General features: G+C 68.8%; 16 protein-coding genes. 9 read left to right on the forward strand and 7 right to left on the reverse strand.

Annotation, left to right across the window (positions count from 1 at the left end):
- The first annotated feature begins 142 nt into the window (after positions 1 to 142).
- The 3 genes from H516_RS0103355 to H516_RS21125 are packed head-to-tail and all read left to right on the forward strand — an operon-like array spanning position 143 to position 4,300.
- Entirely contained in the window at positions 143 to 1,369 is a 1,227-nt protein-coding gene (locus H516_RS0103355; protein WP_157432127.1) for a glycosyltransferase family protein, read from the forward strand.
- Positions 1,366 to 3,174, forward strand: a complete 1,809-nt coding sequence (locus H516_RS18025; RefSeq protein ID WP_022888309.1) for an ABC transporter ATP-binding protein — start codon at positions 1,366 to 1,368, stop codon at positions 3,172 to 3,174. Before H516_RS0103355 ends, H516_RS18025 begins: the two co-directional genes overlap by 4 nt.
- Entirely contained in the window at positions 3,167 to 4,300 is a 1,134-nt protein-coding gene (locus H516_RS21125) for a glycosyltransferase family 2 protein (protein WP_022888310.1), read from the forward strand. The genes H516_RS18025 and H516_RS21125 overlap by 8 nt, the downstream gene beginning before the upstream one ends.
- Here H516_RS21125 and H516_RS0103370 read toward each other — a convergent pair.
- Positions 4,276 to 5,427 (reverse strand): glycosyltransferase family protein, encoded by a 1,152-nt coding sequence (locus H516_RS0103370; protein WP_022888311.1) that lies wholly within the window; start codon positions 5,425 to 5,427, stop codon positions 4,276 to 4,278. The genes H516_RS21125 and H516_RS0103370 overlap by 25 nt on opposite strands.
- Positions 5,428 to 5,485: 58 nt before the next feature.
- Between H516_RS0103370 and H516_RS0103375 the strand changes: the two genes are divergently transcribed.
- Entirely contained in the window at positions 5,486 to 5,935 is a 450-nt protein-coding gene (locus tag H516_RS0103375; RefSeq protein WP_157432128.1) for a hypothetical protein, read from the forward strand.
- Complete coding sequence (locus H516_RS18035) at positions 5,932 to 7,251, forward strand: glycosyltransferase (protein ID WP_022888313.1); 1,320 nt, start codon at positions 5,932 to 5,934, stop codon at positions 7,249 to 7,251. Before H516_RS0103375 ends, H516_RS18035 begins: the two co-directional genes overlap by 4 nt.
- On the opposite strand, the gene H516_RS18040 is transcribed toward H516_RS18035, so the two are convergent.
- Positions 7,241 to 8,341, reverse strand: coding sequence for a glycosyltransferase family 4 protein (locus H516_RS18040; protein WP_022888314.1), 1,101 nt, complete (start codon positions 8,339 to 8,341; stop codon positions 7,241 to 7,243). The genes H516_RS18035 and H516_RS18040 overlap by 11 nt on opposite strands.
- A gap of 54 nt (positions 8,342 to 8,395) precedes the next feature.
- Complete coding sequence (locus H516_RS18045; protein WP_022888315.1) at positions 8,396 to 9,487, reverse strand: glycosyltransferase family 4 protein; 1,092 nt, start codon at positions 9,485 to 9,487, stop codon at positions 8,396 to 8,398.
- An 87-nt stretch (positions 9,488 to 9,574) separates the two neighbouring features.
- Here H516_RS18045 and wecB point away from each other — a divergent pair, with 87 nt between their 5' ends.
- Both wecB and H516_RS0103400 read left to right on the forward strand, forming a co-directional pair.
- Positions 9,575 to 10,651 carry a non-hydrolyzing UDP-N-acetylglucosamine 2-epimerase gene (gene wecB / locus H516_RS18050; RefSeq protein WP_022888316.1) on the forward strand — a complete coding sequence of 359 codons (1,077 nt, stop codon included), beginning with the start codon at positions 9,575 to 9,577 and terminating at the stop codon, positions 10,649 to 10,651.
- Positions 10,635 to 12,701, forward strand: a complete 2,067-nt coding sequence (locus H516_RS0103400) for an acyltransferase family protein (protein ID WP_022888317.1) — start codon at positions 10,635 to 10,637, stop codon at positions 12,699 to 12,701. The genes wecB and H516_RS0103400 overlap by 17 nt, the downstream gene beginning before the upstream one ends.
- 16 nt (positions 12,702 to 12,717) lie before the next feature.
- Here H516_RS0103400 and H516_RS0103405 read toward each other — a convergent pair whose 3' ends face one another.
- The 3 genes from H516_RS0103405 to H516_RS18060 are packed head-to-tail and all read right to left on the reverse strand — an operon-like array spanning position 12,718 to position 15,310.
- A complete protein-coding gene (locus H516_RS0103405; protein ID WP_022888318.1) occupies positions 12,718 to 13,872 on the reverse strand; it encodes a hypothetical protein in 1,155 nt (384 codons plus the stop codon).
- 32 nt (positions 13,873 to 13,904) lie between these two features.
- A complete protein-coding gene (locus H516_RS18055; RefSeq protein WP_022888319.1) occupies positions 13,905 to 14,906 on the reverse strand; it encodes a glycosyltransferase family 2 protein in 1,002 nt (333 codons plus the stop codon).
- Positions 14,906 to 15,310: a GtrA family protein gene (locus H516_RS18060; RefSeq protein ID WP_169513490.1), complete on the reverse strand. Its 405-nt coding sequence runs from the start codon at positions 15,308 to 15,310 to the stop codon at positions 14,906 to 14,908. Before H516_RS18060 ends, H516_RS18055 begins: the two co-directional genes overlap by 1 nt.
- A gap of 180 nt (positions 15,311 to 15,490) precedes the next feature.
- Between H516_RS18060 and H516_RS0103420 the strand changes: the two genes are divergently transcribed.
- Both H516_RS0103420 and glf read left to right on the forward strand, forming a co-directional pair.
- Positions 15,491 to 16,792 carry a nucleotide sugar dehydrogenase gene (locus tag H516_RS0103420; RefSeq protein ID WP_022888321.1) on the forward strand — a complete coding sequence of 434 codons (1,302 nt, stop codon included), beginning with the start codon at positions 15,491 to 15,493 and terminating at the stop codon, positions 16,790 to 16,792.
- Positions 16,789 to 17,940, forward strand: a complete 1,152-nt coding sequence (gene glf / locus H516_RS0103425; protein WP_022888322.1) for a UDP-galactopyranose mutase — start codon at positions 16,789 to 16,791, stop codon at positions 17,938 to 17,940. The genes H516_RS0103420 and glf overlap by 4 nt, the downstream gene beginning before the upstream one ends.
- A 55-nt stretch (positions 17,941 to 17,995) precedes the next feature.
- Here the strand turns inward: glf and H516_RS18065 are convergent, their stop codons facing one another.
- On the reverse strand, positions 17,996 to 19,207 hold the full coding sequence (locus H516_RS18065; protein ID WP_157432129.1) for a glycosyltransferase family protein: 1,212 nt from the start codon (positions 19,205 to 19,207) through the stop codon (positions 17,996 to 17,998).
- Positions 19,208 to 19,211: the final 4 nt, after the last annotated feature.

Genomic DNA, 19,211 nt, shown 5'->3' on the forward strand with positions numbered 1-19,211 from the left:
GCACTCACGGAGGAGTCTCACGGGTACAATCGCTGGTGCGTTGTCAGGCGTCGGCGTGCCCGCCGCATCCGATCCGAGTCTGCGGCCGGGTCCCCGTTCGAGCATGGTGCGCGACGGTCTGCGCGTGAATGAAGGAGAAGGCATGGAAGTCGAGCCGCGCGCGAGCCATCCGACCGAACCCCGCACCGCGCTGGTCCTCTCGTACTCCGTCATCGAGACGGACCCCCGTGTTCGCCGCCAGATCGACTGGCTCACGGAGTCGGGATGGACCGTCGACACGATCGGGCTCGGAGCGCGGTCGAGCGTCGCCCGGGGCACTCACTTCGAACTCGGTTCGCCGTCGCGATGGTCGACGACTCGCACGGGTGTGCTCTTGGCGCAGCTCTTCCTTCCCCACAGGATCGGATTCCGTCGACAGCTGGCCGATCGGATCCCCGAGGCCGCGCGCGAACGCATTCGTGCCGGCCGGTATGATCTCGTCGTCTTCAACGAGACCGAGTTCGGCCCGCTCATCTCCGACCCGAAGTGGTTCACGAGTGCCGCCCGTCGCGCACACGTCCACCTGGATCTTCACGAGTACCACAACCCGTCCCGGCGGCGCCGGTCGCTCGGCGGACGCCTGACCGCCCGCCACTATCGGTGGATCCGGCGTCACATCGGGAACGACGCGATCACGAGCCGGTCGGTGGTGAACGAGCCGATCGGCCGACTCTACGTCGACGAGTTCGGCATCGAACCGCCGGTGCCCGTCCGCAACATCCCTCCGTTCGTCGCCCAGGAGCCGGGCACGACCGACACGGGTGAGATCCGGCTGCTCTTCCACGGGCTGGCGGCGTGGCAACGCGGGTTCACCGAGATCCTCGAGGCGATGCGGGCGCTCCCCGAGCGGTTCACCATGACCTTCATGCTCATGCCGAACCCCCCGGTCGTCGCCCGTCTCCAGGAGCAGATCGATGCGCACCCGGCGCGCGAGCGCATCCGCATCGTGCCGCCTGCCCCGATGCGAGAGATCGCCGAGCGCATCAACGATTACGACGTCGAGATCATCTTCTACCGCCCGCTCGGGCGCAACCTCGAGTTCGCGCTGCCGAACAAGTTCTTCGAGGCAGTGCAGGGCCGGCTGGGACTCGTGGTGGGCGAGAGCCCGCAGATGGCCGGCTTGGTACGGGAGTTCGGACTCGGCGTCGTGGTGCCGGGCTTCGAGGCATCCGACCTCGCCGAAACCCTCGCGGCCGTCACGGCCGACGATGTCGCGCGATTCAAGACGGCTTCGCATCAGGCAGCAGAGATCTTGAATGCCGAGGTCGAAGGTCGGCACTTCCTTGCAGCCGTCGACGGCGTGAAGGCCCGAGATCGGTCTGCGCTGTGAAAGAGAACTGGACGCTCTACAAGCAGGTTCTCGCTGAACTTCCCCACGAGGCTCGACGGTTCCTGCTGACGTACGCGACCCTCCAGGGGTTTCTCGCGATCCTCGACGGCGCTGCGCTCGGCCTCCTCGCAGTGGTGTTGGCCCCTTTGGTGAGCGGAAACCCCGTCGAACTTCCGATTCTCGGGTCGGTGTCCGGAGCCGGTGTGCTGATCCCGCTCGGGATCGTCTGCGTGCTCATCGTCCTCAAGGGGGTGCTCGCGCTCCTCCTGTACTGGGCGGCGACCCGCAGATTCGCGAGCTACGAACTCGACCTCGGCTCTCGGGTCTTCGCCGGTTTCACCAGGTCGCCGTGGGTCGACCGGCTCCGCAGAAACTCGTCCGATCTCGTTCGGATCACCGACGCGAGCGTCGCCACGACGATCTCCGGCTTCGTCCTCCCCGGGGCATCCCTCGTCGGGGAGGCGTTCAACTTCATCACCCTCCTCGTCGTGCTCGCGATCGCGCAGCCGTTCATCGGCGCGATCACCCTCGTGTATCTCGGGCTCGTCGGGCTCTTCCTGAACTTCCAGATCTCGCGACGGACCCGCCAAGCGGGACTGGTCGCACTGCGCTATTCACTTCGCTCATCCCGGCTCATCACCGAAATGGTCGGAGCCCTGAAAGAGGTGACGCTGCGGGGCAAGACGAACGAGGTCGCCGACGTCGTCCGTGCCAACCGATCGCATTCCACGCGGGCGCGGGGCAACGCGCAGTTTCTCGGCCAGGTGCCGCGCTATACCCTCGAGGCGGCGATCATCGCCGGAATCGGCATCGTCGGGTTGGTCGGGTGGATGACGGGCGGCGTCGGCGGCGCCACCGCGGCCGTGGCCATCTTCGGACTCGCCGGTTTTCGGATGGCGCCCTCGGTGGTGCGCTTCCAGGGCGTCTTGTCGCAGCTCAATGTGAGTGCGCCCCACGCCCGGGCGGTCGTCGACGAGATCCGACGATCCGAATCGCTCACGGCGCATCTCTCGAATCGTGAATCGCTGCCGTTGCCCGTCGATCCCCGCGTCATCCGGTTCGAGTCGGTCAGCTTCTCGTACGCTCCCGACGTGGAGGACGCCGTCTCCGACCTGACCTTCGAGATTCCGTTCGGATCGACGGCCGCATTCGTCGGTGCGTCGGGAGCCGGCAAGTCCACGATCGTCGACCTCGTGCTGGGACTCATCGAACCGACGGCCGGTCGGGTGATGATCGACGACGTACCCCTCACCTCGCTGACGGACGCGTGGCGCGGGCGCGTCGCGTACGTACCCCAGGAGGTCTCGCTCTTCGACGCGACCGTCGCCCAGAACGTGGCACTGACCTGGACCGACGTCTTCGATGCGGAACGCGTGCGGACCGCCCTGGAGCGCGCGCACATGCTCGGCACGATCGAGACCCGCCTGGGTGGAATCGACGGGCGGATCGGGGAGCGGGGCATGGCGCTCTCGGGCGGCCAGCGCCAGCGTCTCGGCATCGCGCGTGCGCTCTACGTCGATCCGCTGGTGCTCGTGATGGACGAGGCGACGAGCGCGCTCGACACCGCGACCGAGGCTGCGGTGACGCAGTCGATCGCCGAGCTGCACGGATCCACGACGACGATCACCGTCGCCCATCGGCTCGCGACGATCAAGGAGGCGGACCGCATCTTCTTCATGAGCCGAGGACGACTGGTCGCGCAGGGCACGTTCGCCCAGCTCGTTCGCGACGTGCCGGAGTTCGCCCAGCAGGCGGCGCTGGCAGGCCTCGCCGACTCCGCCGAAGGCACTCCGAGCCATGGCTGACGACGTCCTCGGCGCCCCTCGTATCGAGGTCGTCGTCGGCGTCCACACCGAAGCACGACCGATCGAACGTCTGGTCTCATCGGCGCTGCATTCGCAGGTGCCGCTCAGGGTCACGATCGTCGTGCACAACACCCCTCCCGAGGCGATCCGCGCTCGGCTGGGCGATCTCGCCGACGATCCCCGGGTGCGGCTGCTCGCACTCGATGACGGCGTTCGCTCGCCGGCGAACGCGTTCAATGCCGGGCTGGACGTCGCGGAGGGCGAATTCGTCAGTGTCATCGGGTCCGACGACGAGTTCGCGCCCGGCGCGCTCGACGCCTGGATCGAGGTCGCCGATGCCAGCCGTGCGGACGTCGTCGTGGCGCCCGTCCGGCGCGACGACGGCGGCATGGGCACGGCGCCTCGGCCGCGCCCCGGCCGCATCCGCGCCCTCGACGGCGATCGGGATCGTCTGTTCGAGCGTGCCGCGCCGCTCGGTCTCGTTCGTCGCAGCAGGTTCCCCGATCTGCGCTTCACCGTCGGACTTCCTCGGGGCGAAGACCAGGCGTACACGCTCGAGCTCTGGTTCTCGGGGGCGAACGTCGTGTTCGACGCCGCGCTGCCGCCCTATCTGGAGCACGGCGACCAGGACGGTCGCGTCACGTTCGCGCCCGGGCGCGCCGAAGACGACTTCGCCTTCCTCATCGCGATGGAATCGAGTTCCGTCTTCTCCCGCATGACCGTCGCCGCTCGCCGCGCCGTCGCGGCGAAGCTCCTGCGTGTGCATGTGATCGGAGCAATCGCGAGCCGCCTCTCCGGTTCGGGACTCGACGAAGCGGACCGCACGGCGATCGATGCCGCCATCGCGCGCGTGCTGACGTGGGCGCCCGGCGTGCAAGGCATCCTGGCTCGGCGGGATCGAGCGCTCATCGCAGCATTCCGCGCGGGGAACGATACGGCCGTCCGGGAGATGCTTCGCGGACGCGCGTCGCTGCGGAGTCCGAGCGCGCTCATCACGGCCGACCCGTTCCGGATGTTCAGCCGGCATGCGCCGCTCAGGTCGCTGCTGGCCCAGCGCAGGGCGGCCGAGCGAATGGCCGCCGCCCGACGGGATGACGCGGCTCAGGAGGGTTCGCGCGCCGGCTGAAGCGACCCGACGGCGCGATCCCACACCGGGAGTTGCGACTCGGCCGAGAGCGATCGCGCGGCCGCATCGACGGACGCCTTCCACCGGGCGACGGTCTCCGGTGTCAGCTCGTCGACGACGCGCCTGATGTCATCGACTTCGAAGCCATCGGTCACCGCGCCGAGCGAGTGCTCTCGGACGAGCCCCGACATCGCCGGGGTGGGGCCGACGATGATGCCGACCCGAGCCTGCACGTAGTCGAAGAACTTGTTCGGCAGGGCGAGCGCGTTGTTCGTCACCGTGGGGGGAAGCACGTGGATGCCGACATCGTGAGCGCTGATGAGTCCGAGCAGCTCGTCATGCGGGACCGCGTCCTCCACTCGGACCCGATCACCGAGCGTGGCGGCGAGCCGGCGGAGTTCGGCGACGTAGGCCGGGTCGTTCGGGGCGAGGTACATCGTCAACGAGACATCCGCCGACGACGCAGCCACGCCGCGGAGCATGTTCTCGAGGCGACGACTCCGAAGCGAGGCGCCCGGGTGGATGATGCTGATCGGTGTATGCACCTGGCTCGGCTCCACCGGCGCGAACGCAGGAGAGTTCGTGACGACGTCGGCCTCGAGGTCGAACGGCCGGTACGCATCGGCGACGGTCGAACCGACGGTCGTGAGCGAGGCGGCCTGCGGTGCGTAGCGGCGAATGAGCCACTCCAGGTACGGCTTGCGCCATCGGACCCAGTGCGGGTTGTCGTCGTGGAGACCCGGGTAGAACTCGTGCAGGTCCGCATGCACACTCGGGCCGGGCGCAAGCGTCAACGCGAGCGGGAGGGTCTCGATGTCGTTCGCGAGCACCCGGTCGGGGCGCTCGCTGCGGAGTGCCTTCCGTGCTGCGCGCACGGTCGGATCCGTCCAGTAGAGCAGGCGGTACGCACGCAGCCGCAGGAGCATACCCTCTGCGTAGAACCGCGCCCGGCGCCGTCGGCCAGTCGGGGGGACCGGAAGCTCGACATGGCGGTCTGCGCCGACCACCGCCGGGCCCCACCCGGCCGTGACGACTCGGTACGTCTCGGAGAAGAGCGCGATCTGCCGACGCAGTCTCGCGTCCTGTTCGAGCCGCGAGAACGACAGGATCAAGAGCGTGTCTGTCATGGCCGACCTCCCGCGGGCCGACGCCCAAGATGTGGGGCTAGACTAACGCGGCGATGCCATGGATCAAAAAGCGGAGGTGCGCCCGGTGCTCGTGGTGATCATGTCTCCGAACGGCCTCTTCGACGAAGCATCGCTTCCGCGACGGAGCACCGACGACTCCGTGGTCGTGGTCTCGTTCGTGCCGGTCGACGACGTCACGGCGATCGTTCTCCACCGCCCGACCGGGCTGTCGGAACGGGTGGTGCGGGCGATGTCGCGCACCGCGGTCGCGCGTGAGATGCTTCGTCTGACGCCGCTCGATTCCGGCGTCCGATTCCTCCGGGCCGCCCGACGGGATGCGCGGGTTCGTCGCGCGCTCGCAGATGCCGACCTCGTCGTCGCCCCCGAGCGGGACGGCGCGCTCGCGGCGTGGCATGCCGCGCGGGCCCTCGGACGCGCAGGCCGGAATACCGTCACGATGTTCGGCTATCCCGCGGCGCGTGCCGCGATCGATCGGATCACCGCATGAGCGACCGCCCGCACCTGCTCTACACCGCGTGGAGCTTTCCCCCCAGCCGGGCCGGAGGCGTGTATCGCGCACTCGCGACGGTGAACGCGTTCGCCGAGGCCGGGTGGGACGTGACCGTCCTGACCGTCCCGCGACGTCTGCTCGAGGAGTCGACCGGAACGGACGAACTGCTCGAGGCGCGCATCCATCCGGGCGTCGACGTGGTGCGCATCGATGCCGATGTCCCGGCGTTCCAGAACGACATCTCGACCTGGCCGAGACGACGGGCTCGCCACGCGGAAGTGTGGAAGCTCATGGACCTGTGGCGCGACATGATCCGGTTCCCCGAGCCGAACTACGGACGGTGGCGACCGGAGCTCGAGCGCGCTGCGGAACGCGTGCACCGCGCGCATCCCGTGGACCTCGCGATCGGCACGGCCAACCCCCACGTCGATTTCATCCCCGGCTGGTTCCTGCACCGCCGCTTCGGAGTGGCTCACGTCATGGACTACCGGGACGCGTGGCAGCTGGACGTCTTCTCGGGCCGGAAGCAGATCACCGCGATCCCTGCGGTCGGGCGCTGGGAGCGCCGGTTGATGGCGACCGCCGCCGAAGTGTGGTTCGTCAATGACGCGATCCGCGAATGGCACGTCGCGCAGCACCCCGGGCTGGCCGATCGCATGAGGGTGGTCGCGAACGGATACGACGAGTACGACGCGCCGCTCGGGGTGCCCGTGCGGGACGAACGCGAGGAGGGACTCGTGTTCGGCTACATCGGCACCATCTCGTCGAAGGTGCCGCTCGTGCCGCTCCTCGAGGGCTGGCGGCTCGCGCGGGAGTCGAACCCCGACCTCGCCGGGTCCCGCCTCGCGGTCTACGGCTACCTCGGGCACTTCGGCGCTGCGAACGTCGAATTCGCGGAGGCGCTGGACCGGGCTCGCATGCACGGGGTCACCTTCGAAGGTCCGGTGAGCAAGGCGATGATCGGCGAGACCTACCGAAGCCTCGACGCGGTCGTACTGGCGCTCGGCACCGGCCGATACGTCACGAGCGGAAAGGTGTTCGAGTACGCGGCGACCGGCATGCCGGTCGTCTCGGTGCACGACCCGTCGAATGCGGCCACCGAGGTGCTGCGCGAATCACCGGCATCGGTAGCGACGCGCTCGCTGTCGCCGCAGGACATCGCGGAGGCGATCTCCGCGGCGGCTCGCCTCGCGCTGTCCCAGACCGCTTCGCAGCGTGCCGAGGCGCAGGCGTGGGCGACGCAGTTCGAGCGGAGCCGTCAGCTGACCCCCCGTATCGCCGCGCTCGCACCCGAGCGGAGCGTCAGCGGGTAGTCGATCCACGACCGCGCGCGAGCTCGTACGCGGCGTGGTATCCGTCCAGCACGCGTGACGGCCGGAACCGGTCGCCGATGGTCGCGGCCACGAGCTGCGGCGAGAGCTCAGCGCGGCGTCGCCACAGGCTCAGCACGGCATCGGCGTACGCCGCCGGAGTACGCGGCTCGACCAGCACGCCGTTGTCGGCGACGATGTAGTCGCGCTGTCCGCCTCGCGCCCCGATGACGACGGGGCGGCCGTGGGTGATGGCCTCGAGTGCGCTGAGGCAGAGTGTCTCCCCTCTGGTCGGGAGGACGAACACGTCGGCGGCGTCGAGGGCGGCGGCGACCCCGGCGCCGTCGACCGCGCCGAGGAGCTCCAACCGGTCCTCGGGCCGTGCCGCCTGCTCGACGGTCTCGCGCAACGGGCCGTCGCCGACCCAGGTCAGCTCCGCGGCGACCCCGCGACGATGCAGCTCTCGGACCGTCTCGAGCGCGAGGAGAGGGTCTTTGCCGTGCACGAGTCCGCCCACCGCCACGAGGCGGATACGTGTGTCATCGTGCGGCGGCGCGACGATGGGTGCGGCGGGCACGACGGACGGCACGATCGAGATGGGACCGCGTCGATGCTGCCGAACCCGGTCGGCCAGGTAGGTGCTCACGGTCGTCACGACATCGGGTCGACGGAGCAGTGGAGCCGTCGCTCGCAGGACGACCCGGCCCCGCGACGTCAGCGTGCTCGGATCGGCGATGCCGGACCAGTGCTCGGAATGGACCCATGGCGTGTCGACCGGTCTGCCGGCGAACGGCATGAGCGTGTTGAACGCTTGCGTGTGCAGCACGTCGGCGCGCCGGATGCTCGCCTTCAGCGGCCCCCAGACCCGGCGGAGGTCGAGCGGGTTGGAACGGGAGACGGTCATCCGCGTGATCGGGATCGCGCTCCGGCGGTCGACCACGAGATCGTCTGGCGTGATCCGCCCGGGTGGGGCGAGATGGATGATCTCGACGTCGTTCTCGGTGGCGATGAGTTCCGCGTCCCGGTGGACGAACACCCCGGATACGGGGGAGGCGACACTCGGGTACCACGCCGTCACCATCACCACTCGCACGCGGATACTCTAGCCAAGTCGACCTGGTGAGACCTCCGAAGCGTCGCATCGCGCTCAGCGCGGCGCGGTGACCCCGGCCATCGCGTAGGCCGCCTCCAGTCCCGCGCGAACCGCAGCCGGCGTGAATCGGCCGGCGACGGTGTCCACGATGTCCTGTGCGGAGAGGTCGCGCGTCGCCGCGCTCACCGCGAGCACGGCGTCCGCATAGGCCTGGCCCGTCTGCTCCGCGACGAAGACGCTCACCTGGGGATCCGCGTAGTCGACGGCCCCCGTCTCGGCACCGCTCACGATGGGGCGGCCATGGCTGAGCGCCTCGGCGGCGACGACGCAGAAGTTCTCTCCCTGCGTGGGCAGCAGGAAGATGTCGGCGGCGTCGAGGGCAGCAGCAACGCCCGCGTCGTCGAGCACCCCGGTGAGCCGGACCCGCTCCGCCACCCCCAGGGCGGATGCCTCGGCGAGCATCGCGTCGCGCTCCGGTCCGTCGCCCACCCAGGTCAGGTGGCTGTCGCAGCCCTCACCGACGAGATGAGCGAGGGCCTGGACCGCGAGGAGCGGCCCTTTGCGTGGGATGAGTCCACCCACCGCGACGATGCGGAGAACGGCTTCGCGCGGCGGATCGACCACGACCGTCGCCGGGACGATGCAGGGCACGATCACCGTCGGCCCCGTGCGATGGGCACGTACGGCGTCGGCGAGTCGACGACTCTCCGTCACGACGACATCGGGGCCGCCCAGCGCGGGCAGGAGCATCCGCCTGATCATCCGTTCCGCCGGTGCGAGGGTGGCCGGGGCGGTGATGCCCGACCAGTGCTCCGAGTGAACCCATGCGCGGTCGGTCGGCCGTTTCCTGCCCCACGGGAGCAACCCCGTCAGCGCATGCGTATGCACGACGTCGGCATTCGCGGCGCGGGCGGCGACGATTCGTCTGGCCCGCAGGTAGTCGAACGGGTCGGCCCGGGAGAGTGCGATGCGCTCGAGCGTGAACGGACCGTCTGGTTCGGGGTCTCCGCTCGTTCGCTGCCAGTCGAGATGGAGCACGTGCACGTCGTGCTCGGCGCCGAGTGCCGCTGCCTCGCGCGCGACGAACCGCCCGGACGCCCAGGATTCCGCCGTCGGGAACCATGGCGTCATGATGAGGATCTGCACTCGGCCACGCTACCAACGGAGGCCCGCGCGTGTGCGTCGCGATGCCCGACGGGCACCTGGAGCTCGCGGCGGCTAAACTCGACGTTCGTGAAGATCGTCAGCGTCGTGGGCGCGCGCCCGCAGTTCGTCAAGCTCGCCCCGATCGCGAAGGCCGCAGCCGCGGCCTCCGTCGACCACGTCATCGTGCACACGGGGCAGCACTACGACCCGATGCTCTCCGACGTGTTCTTCGACGACCTCGGCATCGCGGCGCCCGACGTGCATCTGGGCGTCGGCTCGGGATCGCACGGCGTGCAGACCGGTGCCATGCTCGGTGCACTCGACGCCGTGTTCGATGAGCACCGCCCCGACTGGGTGCTCGCATACGGTGACACGAACTCCACCGTCGCCGCCGCACTCTCGGCGATCAAGCTGCACATTCCGGTCGCGCATCTCGAAGCCGGGCTCCGTTCGTTCAACCGCCGTATGCCCGAGGAGCACAACCGGGTGCTCACCGATCACGCGGCCGACCTGCTGCTCGCCCCCACGCAGGTCGCGGTCGACCATCTCGCCGCCGAGGGGCTCGCAGATCGGACCGTCCTCGTCGGCGACGTGATGACGGACGTGCTGTTCGAGGTCCGGGAGTCGATCGCGCACACGCCGTCGCTGCTCGTGGAGGAGCTCGGGCTGGAACCCGGCGGATTCTACGTCTCGACGATCCATCGTGCGGAGAACACCGATGACCCAGCCAGGCTCGCAGAGGTCGTCGACGGGCTCGCCGGGCTGGACAAGCCGGTCATCCTGCTCGCCCACCCGCGGGTCGTCGCGAAGGCGTCGGCGCACGGCGTCTCGCTCACGCAGGGCTCGCTCCAGCAGCATCCGCCGATCGCCTACCCCGACCTCCTCGCGGCGACGCTCGCGAGCGCCGGCGTGGTGACCGACTCGGGCGGGCTGCAGAAGGAGGCGTTCCTCCTCCGTGTGCCGTGCACGACCGTGCGAAGCGAGACGGAATGGACCGAGACGATCGAGCTCGGTTGGAACGTTCTCGCGAACTCGCCGGCGGAGATCGCCACCGGCGCGGCGCGTCCGGCGCCGATGCCGACGGATGCCGCACCCTACGGCGACGGGCACGCCGCCGAGCGCGTCATCGCCACGCTCGACAGGCATCGTGCAACCGTCTCCTGACGTTCAGCGCAGTCGTACGGACCCGAAGCGGATCGGGGCTTCGAACTTCCGGTCCGACATCCAGGGACTGCGCGCGATCGCCGTCGGACTCGTGCTGCTCTACCACGCGGGGGTTCCCGGGATACCGGGCGGTTATGTGGGCGTCGACGTCTTCTTCGTCATCTCGGGATTCCTGATCTCCAGCCACCTGCTCGAGTCGATCGAGCGCGACGGCCGGGTCTCGTTCGCCCAGTTCTACGCCCGTCGAGCTCGACGGATCCTGCCGGCGTCATTCGTCGTGGCCGGTGCGACCGCCGTGGCCGTCGTGGCGTTCTTCCCGCCGTTGGGAGTCGAGCGAGTTCTGCGCGACGCGCTTGCGACCGTGCTGTACGTGCCGAACGTCTGGTTCGCCGCGCAGAACACCGACTACTTGGCAGACCACTCCCCGTCGCCGTACCAGCACTACTGGTCGCTCGGCGTCGAAGAGCAGTTCTATCTGCTCTGGCCCGTGCTGCTTCTGGTGCTCGCACTCGTCGCCCAGCGCCGTCGCGCGCGCATCGTCGGAGGGATCGCGGTGCTCGCCGCGGTGAGCCTCACCGCGTGCATCGTGCTGACCCAGTCCCAGCAGCCCCTCGCCTTCTTCCTGCTGCCGACCCGGGCATGGGAGTTGCTCATCGGTGCCGTCGTCGCCGCCGCGGTGCTCGGACGGGTTCCCAGGATGAAGCCGTGGGTCGCGGCCGTCGGCGGCTGGGTCGGCGTGGCGATGATCGTGGCAGCGGCCGTGCGATTCGACGACACGACTCCGTTCCCCGGCGTCGCCGCGATGCTGCCGGTGGTGGGGACGGCAGCCGTCATCTTCTTCGGTACGGCGCGACCCGCCGGTGGTCCGGGGGCCGCGCTCTCGGTACGTCCCATGCAGTTCATCGGACTCATCTCGTACTCCCTCTACCTGGTGCACTGGCCGCTCCTGGTCGTGCCGGAGGCAGCGATCGGCAACGGTCGACCCCTCGAACTCTGGGCCACGGTGGTCCTCGGCATCGTCGTGGCGGTTCCGCTGGCCTACCTCCTCCACCGGTTCGTGGAGGAACCGCTCCGTTCGCCTGCGGCGCTGGTCCGCATGCGTCCGCGATTGACGCTGCTCGGCACCGCGGCGGTGACGGCGATCATGGCCCTCGTGGTCGCGACGGGAGTGGGCTGGGCTGCGACGCGCGAACTGTCGGGAGGAGCGGCGGTCGCGGCGCCTCCGTCGTTCCCGGCCTCGCCGCCCGAGGCGACGCGGTTCGTGCCGTCGAACCTCACACCGACGCTCGAGAAGGTCGGCGAGGACGTGCCTTCCCTGTATCCCGACGGGTGCCACAACGACACCATCACGGAGACCGTGCAGGACTGCGTGTACGGGAACCCCGCGGGGTCGTACGACATCGCGCTCTTCGGCGACTCGCATTCGGCGCAGTGGCTGCCCTCGCTCGAGCAACTCGCGGCGAGCGACACCGAGATGACCATCAAGGCGTACTCGAAGTCGTCGTGTCCGGCCGTCGACGTCACGGTCCTCGTCAAGAACGTGCCCTACACCTCATGCGATCGGTGGCGGGAGGCGGTCATGGCGGAGCTCACCGCGAATCCGCCCGATCTCGTCGTGTTCTCGAGCTACTCGGCATACCCGCTCGACGGTGCCACCGACCCCGGGCAGCGATTGAGCGCCTGGGAGGACGGAGTCCGGCAGACGGTGACGTCATTGACCGAGAGCGGAAGCCGGGTCGTCGTCATCGCCGACACGCCGCGATTCGCCGAGGCCCCGTCGCTGTGCATCTCGATGCAACTCGAGGACGTGCTGAATTGCGCGGGCGCGCGATCGGAGGTGCTCGATGCCGACCAGGCATCGGCAGAGCGACGCGCGGTCGAAGCGGGCGGAGGTGAGTTCGCCGACCTCACGCCCTTCATCTGCGGTGACGGCACGTGCCCGGTCGTCGTCGACAACCTGCTCGTCTACCGCGATGTGAACCACCTCACGGCCGCCTATGTGCGATACCTCGCCCCGGCGCTGGCGGCATACCTCGAGCCGGCAGGCTGATCCGCCGGTCCGGTCGCTAGCCTGCGACGTACTTGCCGCGCTGCTCGGCGAGGTCGACTTCAGGTGACCCGCGCCGCGTCGTCGCGTGGATCACGAGCCCCACCATCGCCACGTAGAACACGAGGCCGGGGATGGCGTACCGGAAGGCGGTCGGGGTGCCGTTCGTGATGTTGTACAGCGAGATCGCGAGGATCGCCCCGACGAGGAGATGGGCCTCGGAGCGGCGCCAGAAGAGCACGATGCCGAGCAGCGCCACCACGATGAAGACCAGGAGCACAGGATCGTTCGCGAGGTAGTTGTAGACGTCCTTGGAGAGGATGTTCAGGGCCATGCGCGGAATCGCGAGGATCGCGTCACCGAGATTGTCGGTGCCGGTCTGCTTGAGGAACTGGTCGGCCTGTGAGAACGACGGGAAAACGATCGCCTGGATCAGCTGGCTCCCGAGACTCGCGCACACGACCACCACGGCCGGCCACATCCACGGGTTCCGCCGGGAACGACTCACGAGCATTCCGAACAGCCACGCACCGAGGAATGCCCCGGCCACGACCAGGGTGGCCTGACGGGTGAACGCCGACGTCACGGTGAGCGAGCCCATCCCGATGAGCAGCCACGCCCGGGGCTCTCGGATGTAGCGCCACGCGGCCATGAGCGTGAGGGCGGTCAACAACGCCGAGAGCGATTCGGTCAGCATCGCGCCGTTGTAGAAGACCAGGTAGGCGCTCGTCGTGACGGCCAGCATGACGGCGACGGCGGTGACGTTGCCGAAGCGCCGCATGAGCATGATCGTCAACACGAGCATCAGCGCGAGCGAGATCAGGAAGGTGGTCACCGCGAGACCGATCGGGCCGAACGCTGCGACGAAGGGTGTGGCGAGCGCAGAGAGCACGACTCTGGGCTGCACGAGGCCCCACCCGAACATGAGGTCGACACCGGGGATCGTGGTGATGCCGTACCCCGCGGCATACTCTGCGACCCGGTCGTGCGCTTCCTGCGGGCTCGCCCCGAGGAACCAGAACGCCTTCGCGAGGTAGTGAGCGGAATCGGGTGCGTACAACGGGCGAGTCCTCACCATCGACGCATAGCCGACGAGGAAACCGACACCGATGATCGCCCCTGCGAGAATCGTGGAGGATCGGGCTCGCCACCAGGTGAGGAGTGCGGAGGTCATGGTCGGATGTCCTTTCGAGGCGAGATCGGACGTCACCGCTCCGCGCCCCCGTTCGGCCTGCGGTCACTGCTCCCGGCAGCGAACGGCAACATGGTCGGAGTCGACGGGCTCGCCTGGATGTCGAGTTGAAGCGCACTGATCAGCATCTGGGTTCCGATCATCAGCGGAAGCGCGGCGAGCATCACGGTCGCAGCCGTCGCAACGACGGATGCCGCGATCTGGAAGCAGACCCAGATCGCGACGGCGAGGCCGAAGGCGAAGAGCCCAAGGCCGAGAACGAGCAGGAGCGCGACCGGCGAGAACGACCAGAGGACGTACCGGTACCAGATGCGTCGCCAGAAGCCTCTGGTGAGCAGGCTCAGCAGCTCGGGAACGACCTTGCTGAGACGGATGCTCGACACCTCGGCGCCGTAGACCGCGGGAATCGGCACATCGACGGCGGGGACCTGGAGGATGTTGAGGTGGATGAGCAGATCGTTCTCGAAGCTGTAGCGGGGTGCGACCCGGTCGAGGTCGATGCGCCGGAGCACCTCGGTGCGAACGGCGGTGTACCCGTTCTGCGGATCGAACAGATTCCAGTATCCGCTCGCCAGTTTCGTCATGAACGAGAGCACGACATTGCCGAACACCCGGTGCTTCGGCATGCCCTTGAACGATTCCGGCGAGAAGAACCGGTTCGCCTTCGCGAATCCGAACCCCTGCGCCGTCACGCGTTCGAGCAGAGCCGGAAGGTATGCCGGATCCATCTGCGCGTCGCCGGCCATCACGACGTTGACGTCGGCTCCGGCCGCCATGGCGGCCCGGTGGCCGGAGATGATCGCTCCGCCGACGCCGGTGTTGAGATCGTGGCGGATGAGTCGCACTCGAGGGTCGGCCGACGCCCGGACCACGTCGCTCGTGCTATCGGTGCTGCAATCGTCGACGATGACGATCTGATCGACGAAGTCGGGCATCGTCTCGATGACCGTGGCGATCATCTTCTCCTCGTTGTACGCCGGTACGATCGCGGCGACGCGGGCGCCTTCGAACACCATCAAGTCTCCTGTTCCGCTGCCGGCTGATGCGGTGAGGGCTCGCCGGCGAACACCCACCACCGATAGGCGAAGTAGTTTCCGACCGTCGTGACCGCAGTCGCCACGACCTTTCCGCCGACCCATCCGACGGCCGTCTGGTCGAGCAGTGCCACGATCAGGGCGGTGGCGGCGGTGTTCACGGCGACGAGGATCGTGTAGCGCACGAGAGCGCGTCCGTGCGGCGCGCGCGAGCTGAAGCCGAGGGTCCGCTGGATCGTGTACGTGAAGGCGAAGCTGCCGAGGAATGCAACGGCCGCGGCGATCGCGGTCGGCCACCCGAGGCCGACCCTCAGCGCGGCGAGGAGCAACAGGTCGACCAGGAATGCGAGGACACCGGCACCGAGGTATCGGACGACTCCCGTCACCGCACGAGCTCCTCCGGCCGGCGCCGGTCGACCGCCAGCGAGCGTGATCATCATCGCGGCTCAACTCCATCGAGCCGACGGCAAGACTATCACCGGGACGCGCGAACCTCCCCTCGCGCGCGCGAATCGCGCGCCTCCCGCGTGCGCTTCGCATCCGGTGACGCACGTACACTGGAGCCCGTGCGTATCGCAGTCATTGCCCTTGGAAAAATCGGCCTCCCCCTCGCCGTCCAGTTCGCCGATCAAGGCCACGAGGTCATCGGCGTCGACGTCAACCAGGTCGTCGTCGACCTCGTGAACTCGGGCACCGAACCGTTCCCGGGCGAGGCCCACCTGCAGGAGAAACTCGCCGAACTCGTGCCCGCCGGGCGGATCCGTGCGACGACGGACTACGCCGACGCCGTGCCCGGCGCCGACGCCGTCGTGATCGTCGTGCCGCTCTTCGTGGACGACGCGACGTGGGAGCCCGACTTCGGCTGGATGGACGCGGCGACCCGCTCGCTCGCCGAACATCTGACTCCCGGCACGCTCGTCTCCTACGAAACCACGCTGCCGGTCGGCACCACCCGCGGCCGCTGGAAGCCCATGATCGAGGAGATCTCGGGTCTCGCCGAGGGCGACGACTTCCACCTCGTGTTCTCGCCTGAGCGTGTGCTCACCGGTCGTGTCTTCGAAGATCTGCGCAAGTACCCCAAGCTCGTCGGCGCGATGAGCCCCGAGGGTGCCCAGCGTGCGGTCGAGTTCTACGAGGCCGTGCTCGAGTTCGACGATCGCCCCGACCTCTCCCGGGCGAACGGCGTCTGGGACATGGGCTCGCCCGAGGCATCCGAGATGGCGAAGCTCGCCGAGACGACGTATCGCGACGTGAACATCGGACTCGCCAACCAGTTCGCGCTCTACGCCGACGAGGTCGGCGTCGACGTGTACGCGGTCATCGAAGCGTGCAACTCGCAGCCGTTCAGCCACATCCACCGGCCCGGCATCGCCGTCGGCGGCCACTGCATCCCGGTGTACCCGAGGCTCTACCTCTCGACCGACCGCGACGCCGAGATCGTGCGAACCGCGCGCCTGCTGAACGCCTCGATGCCCGAGCGCCTCGTGGCGCAGGCGGCCGGGATTCTCGGCGACCTCAGCGGCCTGACCGCGGTCGTGCTCGGCGCGGCGTACCGCGGCGGAGTGAAGGAGACGGCGTTCTCGGGCGTCTTCGCGACGGTCGAGGCACTGGAGTCGCGCGGCGCGAAGGTGCTCGTGCACGACCCGCTCTACACCGACGAGGAGCTGGCCCGCTACGGCTGGACCGCGTACCACGTCGGCGAGCCCGTCGACCTCGCGGTCGTGCAGGCCGATCACGCCGACTACCAGACCATCGCGGCGAGCGACCTGCCGGGCGTGCGACTCGTCGTGGACGGACGCAACATCACGTCTGCCGCCGCCTGGGCGGGAACCCCCCGACTCGTCATCGGAAACGGAGGCGCCCGATGACCGACCTCGTCGTCGTCGGATCGGGCTTCTTCGGGCTCACGATCGCCGAGCGCGCCGCGAACGAACTCGGCCTCACCGTGCAGGTCATCGACCGGCGCGATCACATCGGCGGCAACGCCTTCAGCGAGGTCGACCCGACGACGGGCATCGAGGTGCACCGCTACGGCGCCCACCTCTTCCATACCTCGAACGAGAAGGTGTGGGAGTACGTCAACCGCTTCACGAGCTTCACGGGCTACGTGCACAAGGTCTACACGAAGCACAACGGCGTCGTGTACCCGCTGCCGGTGAACCTCGGCACGATCAACCAGTTCTTCAGCGCCGCCTACTCGCCCGACGAGGCCCGGGCGCTCATCGCCTCGCAGGCCGGCGAGTTCGACACCAAGCAGGCGGCGAACCTCGAGGAGAAGGCGATCTCGCTCATCGGGCGCCCGCTGTACGAGGCGTTCATCCGCGACTACACCGCGAAGCAATGGCAGACCGACCCGACCGAGCTTCCGGCCGAGGTCATCAGCCGCCTCCCCGTGCGTTACAACTACGACAACCGCTACTTCAACGACACCCACGAGGGCCTGCCCGTCGACGGCTACACCGCGTGGATCGAGCGGATGGCCGACCACCCGAAGATCGACGTCAAGCTGTCGACCGACTTCTTCGACGAGTCGCAGCCGTTCAACAAGACCGCGGTCGTCGGCAACGTGCCCGTGATCTACACCGGGCCGGTCGACCGCTACTTCGACTCGTCGGCGGGGCACCTCAGCTGGCGCACCCTCGACTTCGAGCGCGAGGTCGTGCCGGTCGGCGACTACCAGGGCACTTCGGTCATGAACTACGCGGATGCCTCGGTGCCGTTCACCCGCATCCACGAGTTCCGTCACTTCCACCCCGAGCGCGAGTACCCCGCCGACAAGACGATCATCATGCGCGAGTTCTCGCGTTTCGCGGAGCATGGCGACGAGCCGTACTACCCGGTGAACACCGCCGAAGACCGCGCCGCCCTGCTCGCCTACCGCGAGTTGCAGGACGGCGAGCCCGACGTCTACTTCGGCGGCCGCCTCGGCACCTACCAGTACCTCGACATGCACATGGCGATCGGTTCTGCCCTGAGCATGTTCCAGAACCGGCTCGTCGAGCGCTTCGCGCGCTGAGCACAGGGGCGAACCCGCGCCACACGGCCTCGTGCGTCGGCAATCGTTCCCGGGGTCAGACCGGAGCGACGCCGAGGAACGGCGCGAGTGCGGCGGCCGACCGGCGACCGTCGTGGACGGCCGCAACGAACGCAGGCCCGGCGGCCGCGCGCTCGCGATAGTGCTCCGGGCGATCTCGGATGTCTCGAAGGACCTGTTCGAGCGTCGCCAGAGTTGCCTCGACGATCGGCAGCTCCAGTCCGGTCTCGTCGCGAACGGTGTCGCGGACGAACTCGGAGACGTGCGAGACCACCAGGCGCCCGGCGGCCATCGCCTCGCAGGCGGCGACGCCGTAGATGCCCAGCGAGAACTGGTCGATGACGATGTCGGCGTCGTGCACGATCGCAGGCATCCGTTCGGCGGGAGTCCGCTCGATGGCGCGGTACTCGATGTCTCCGGCCTCGTCGAGTCGACGGAGCACCGGCTCGGCGAACTCGGTGCCCTTGAGCCCGGCGTTGCTCGGAGCATGGATCGCGACGGGTCGATCGCCCGCGAACAGTGCTCGATCCGTGCTCCAGCGGTCGAGATCGACGACGACGGGAAGCCACGTGGCGTGAGGACGGTCGAGCAGGAGGTCGGGGGTCGACACGAACTCCGGTCCGTCGATTTCGTCGAGAAGCCCGGCAGCGCGCTCGGCCCGGGACTGCAACCGGCGGGTGAGATCGCTCTCCGTGTCGTGGAACGGCGAATCGGGCTCGTGGGCGCGGTGGCGGCTCGGCAACCGGATGTCGCTGCCGTGGCAGAGGGAAGCAACTCCGACACCCGCGCGAACGAGCGCGGCGACCTCGGCACCGACGTCGCCGCGGAACCGCCGGCCGAAGATCGGCCGTTGCGACTCCATGACGACGTGGGTGAATCCATGGGCGACGGCGGTGTACTGGGCGCGGCCCCACCGATCGGAATGCGCGACGACCGCGCTCGGGACGGTCGTGTCGGCGGGGTAGCCGAGGTGGCGAGCGCCGCGGTACTGCATGTCGACGGCTCGCACGCCGGGCAACTGCTCGGCTGCCCTCGCCCACGCCCAGCCCTGGCCGGCCGAGTTCTCGGGGGCGATGTAGAGCCGCACCGGCGCCTCGGGCGCCGTGACCGGGGGCGGGACGTCGGTCGCCCGATAGGTGACGCGTGACGGGAACCACCGGAGCCGGAGCGACTCGGGCAGCAACCGGAACACCCGGTTCGCCGTGCCGCGCACGGTCGGCCGAGGGCGTTCTGCTCGGGTTACGCTCATCGGT

This window comes from Agromyces italicus DSM 16388 (assembly GCF_000421545.1).
In the GTDB taxonomy this organism is placed as follows: Bacteria; Actinomycetota; Actinomycetes; order Actinomycetales; family Microbacteriaceae; genus Agromyces; species Agromyces italicus.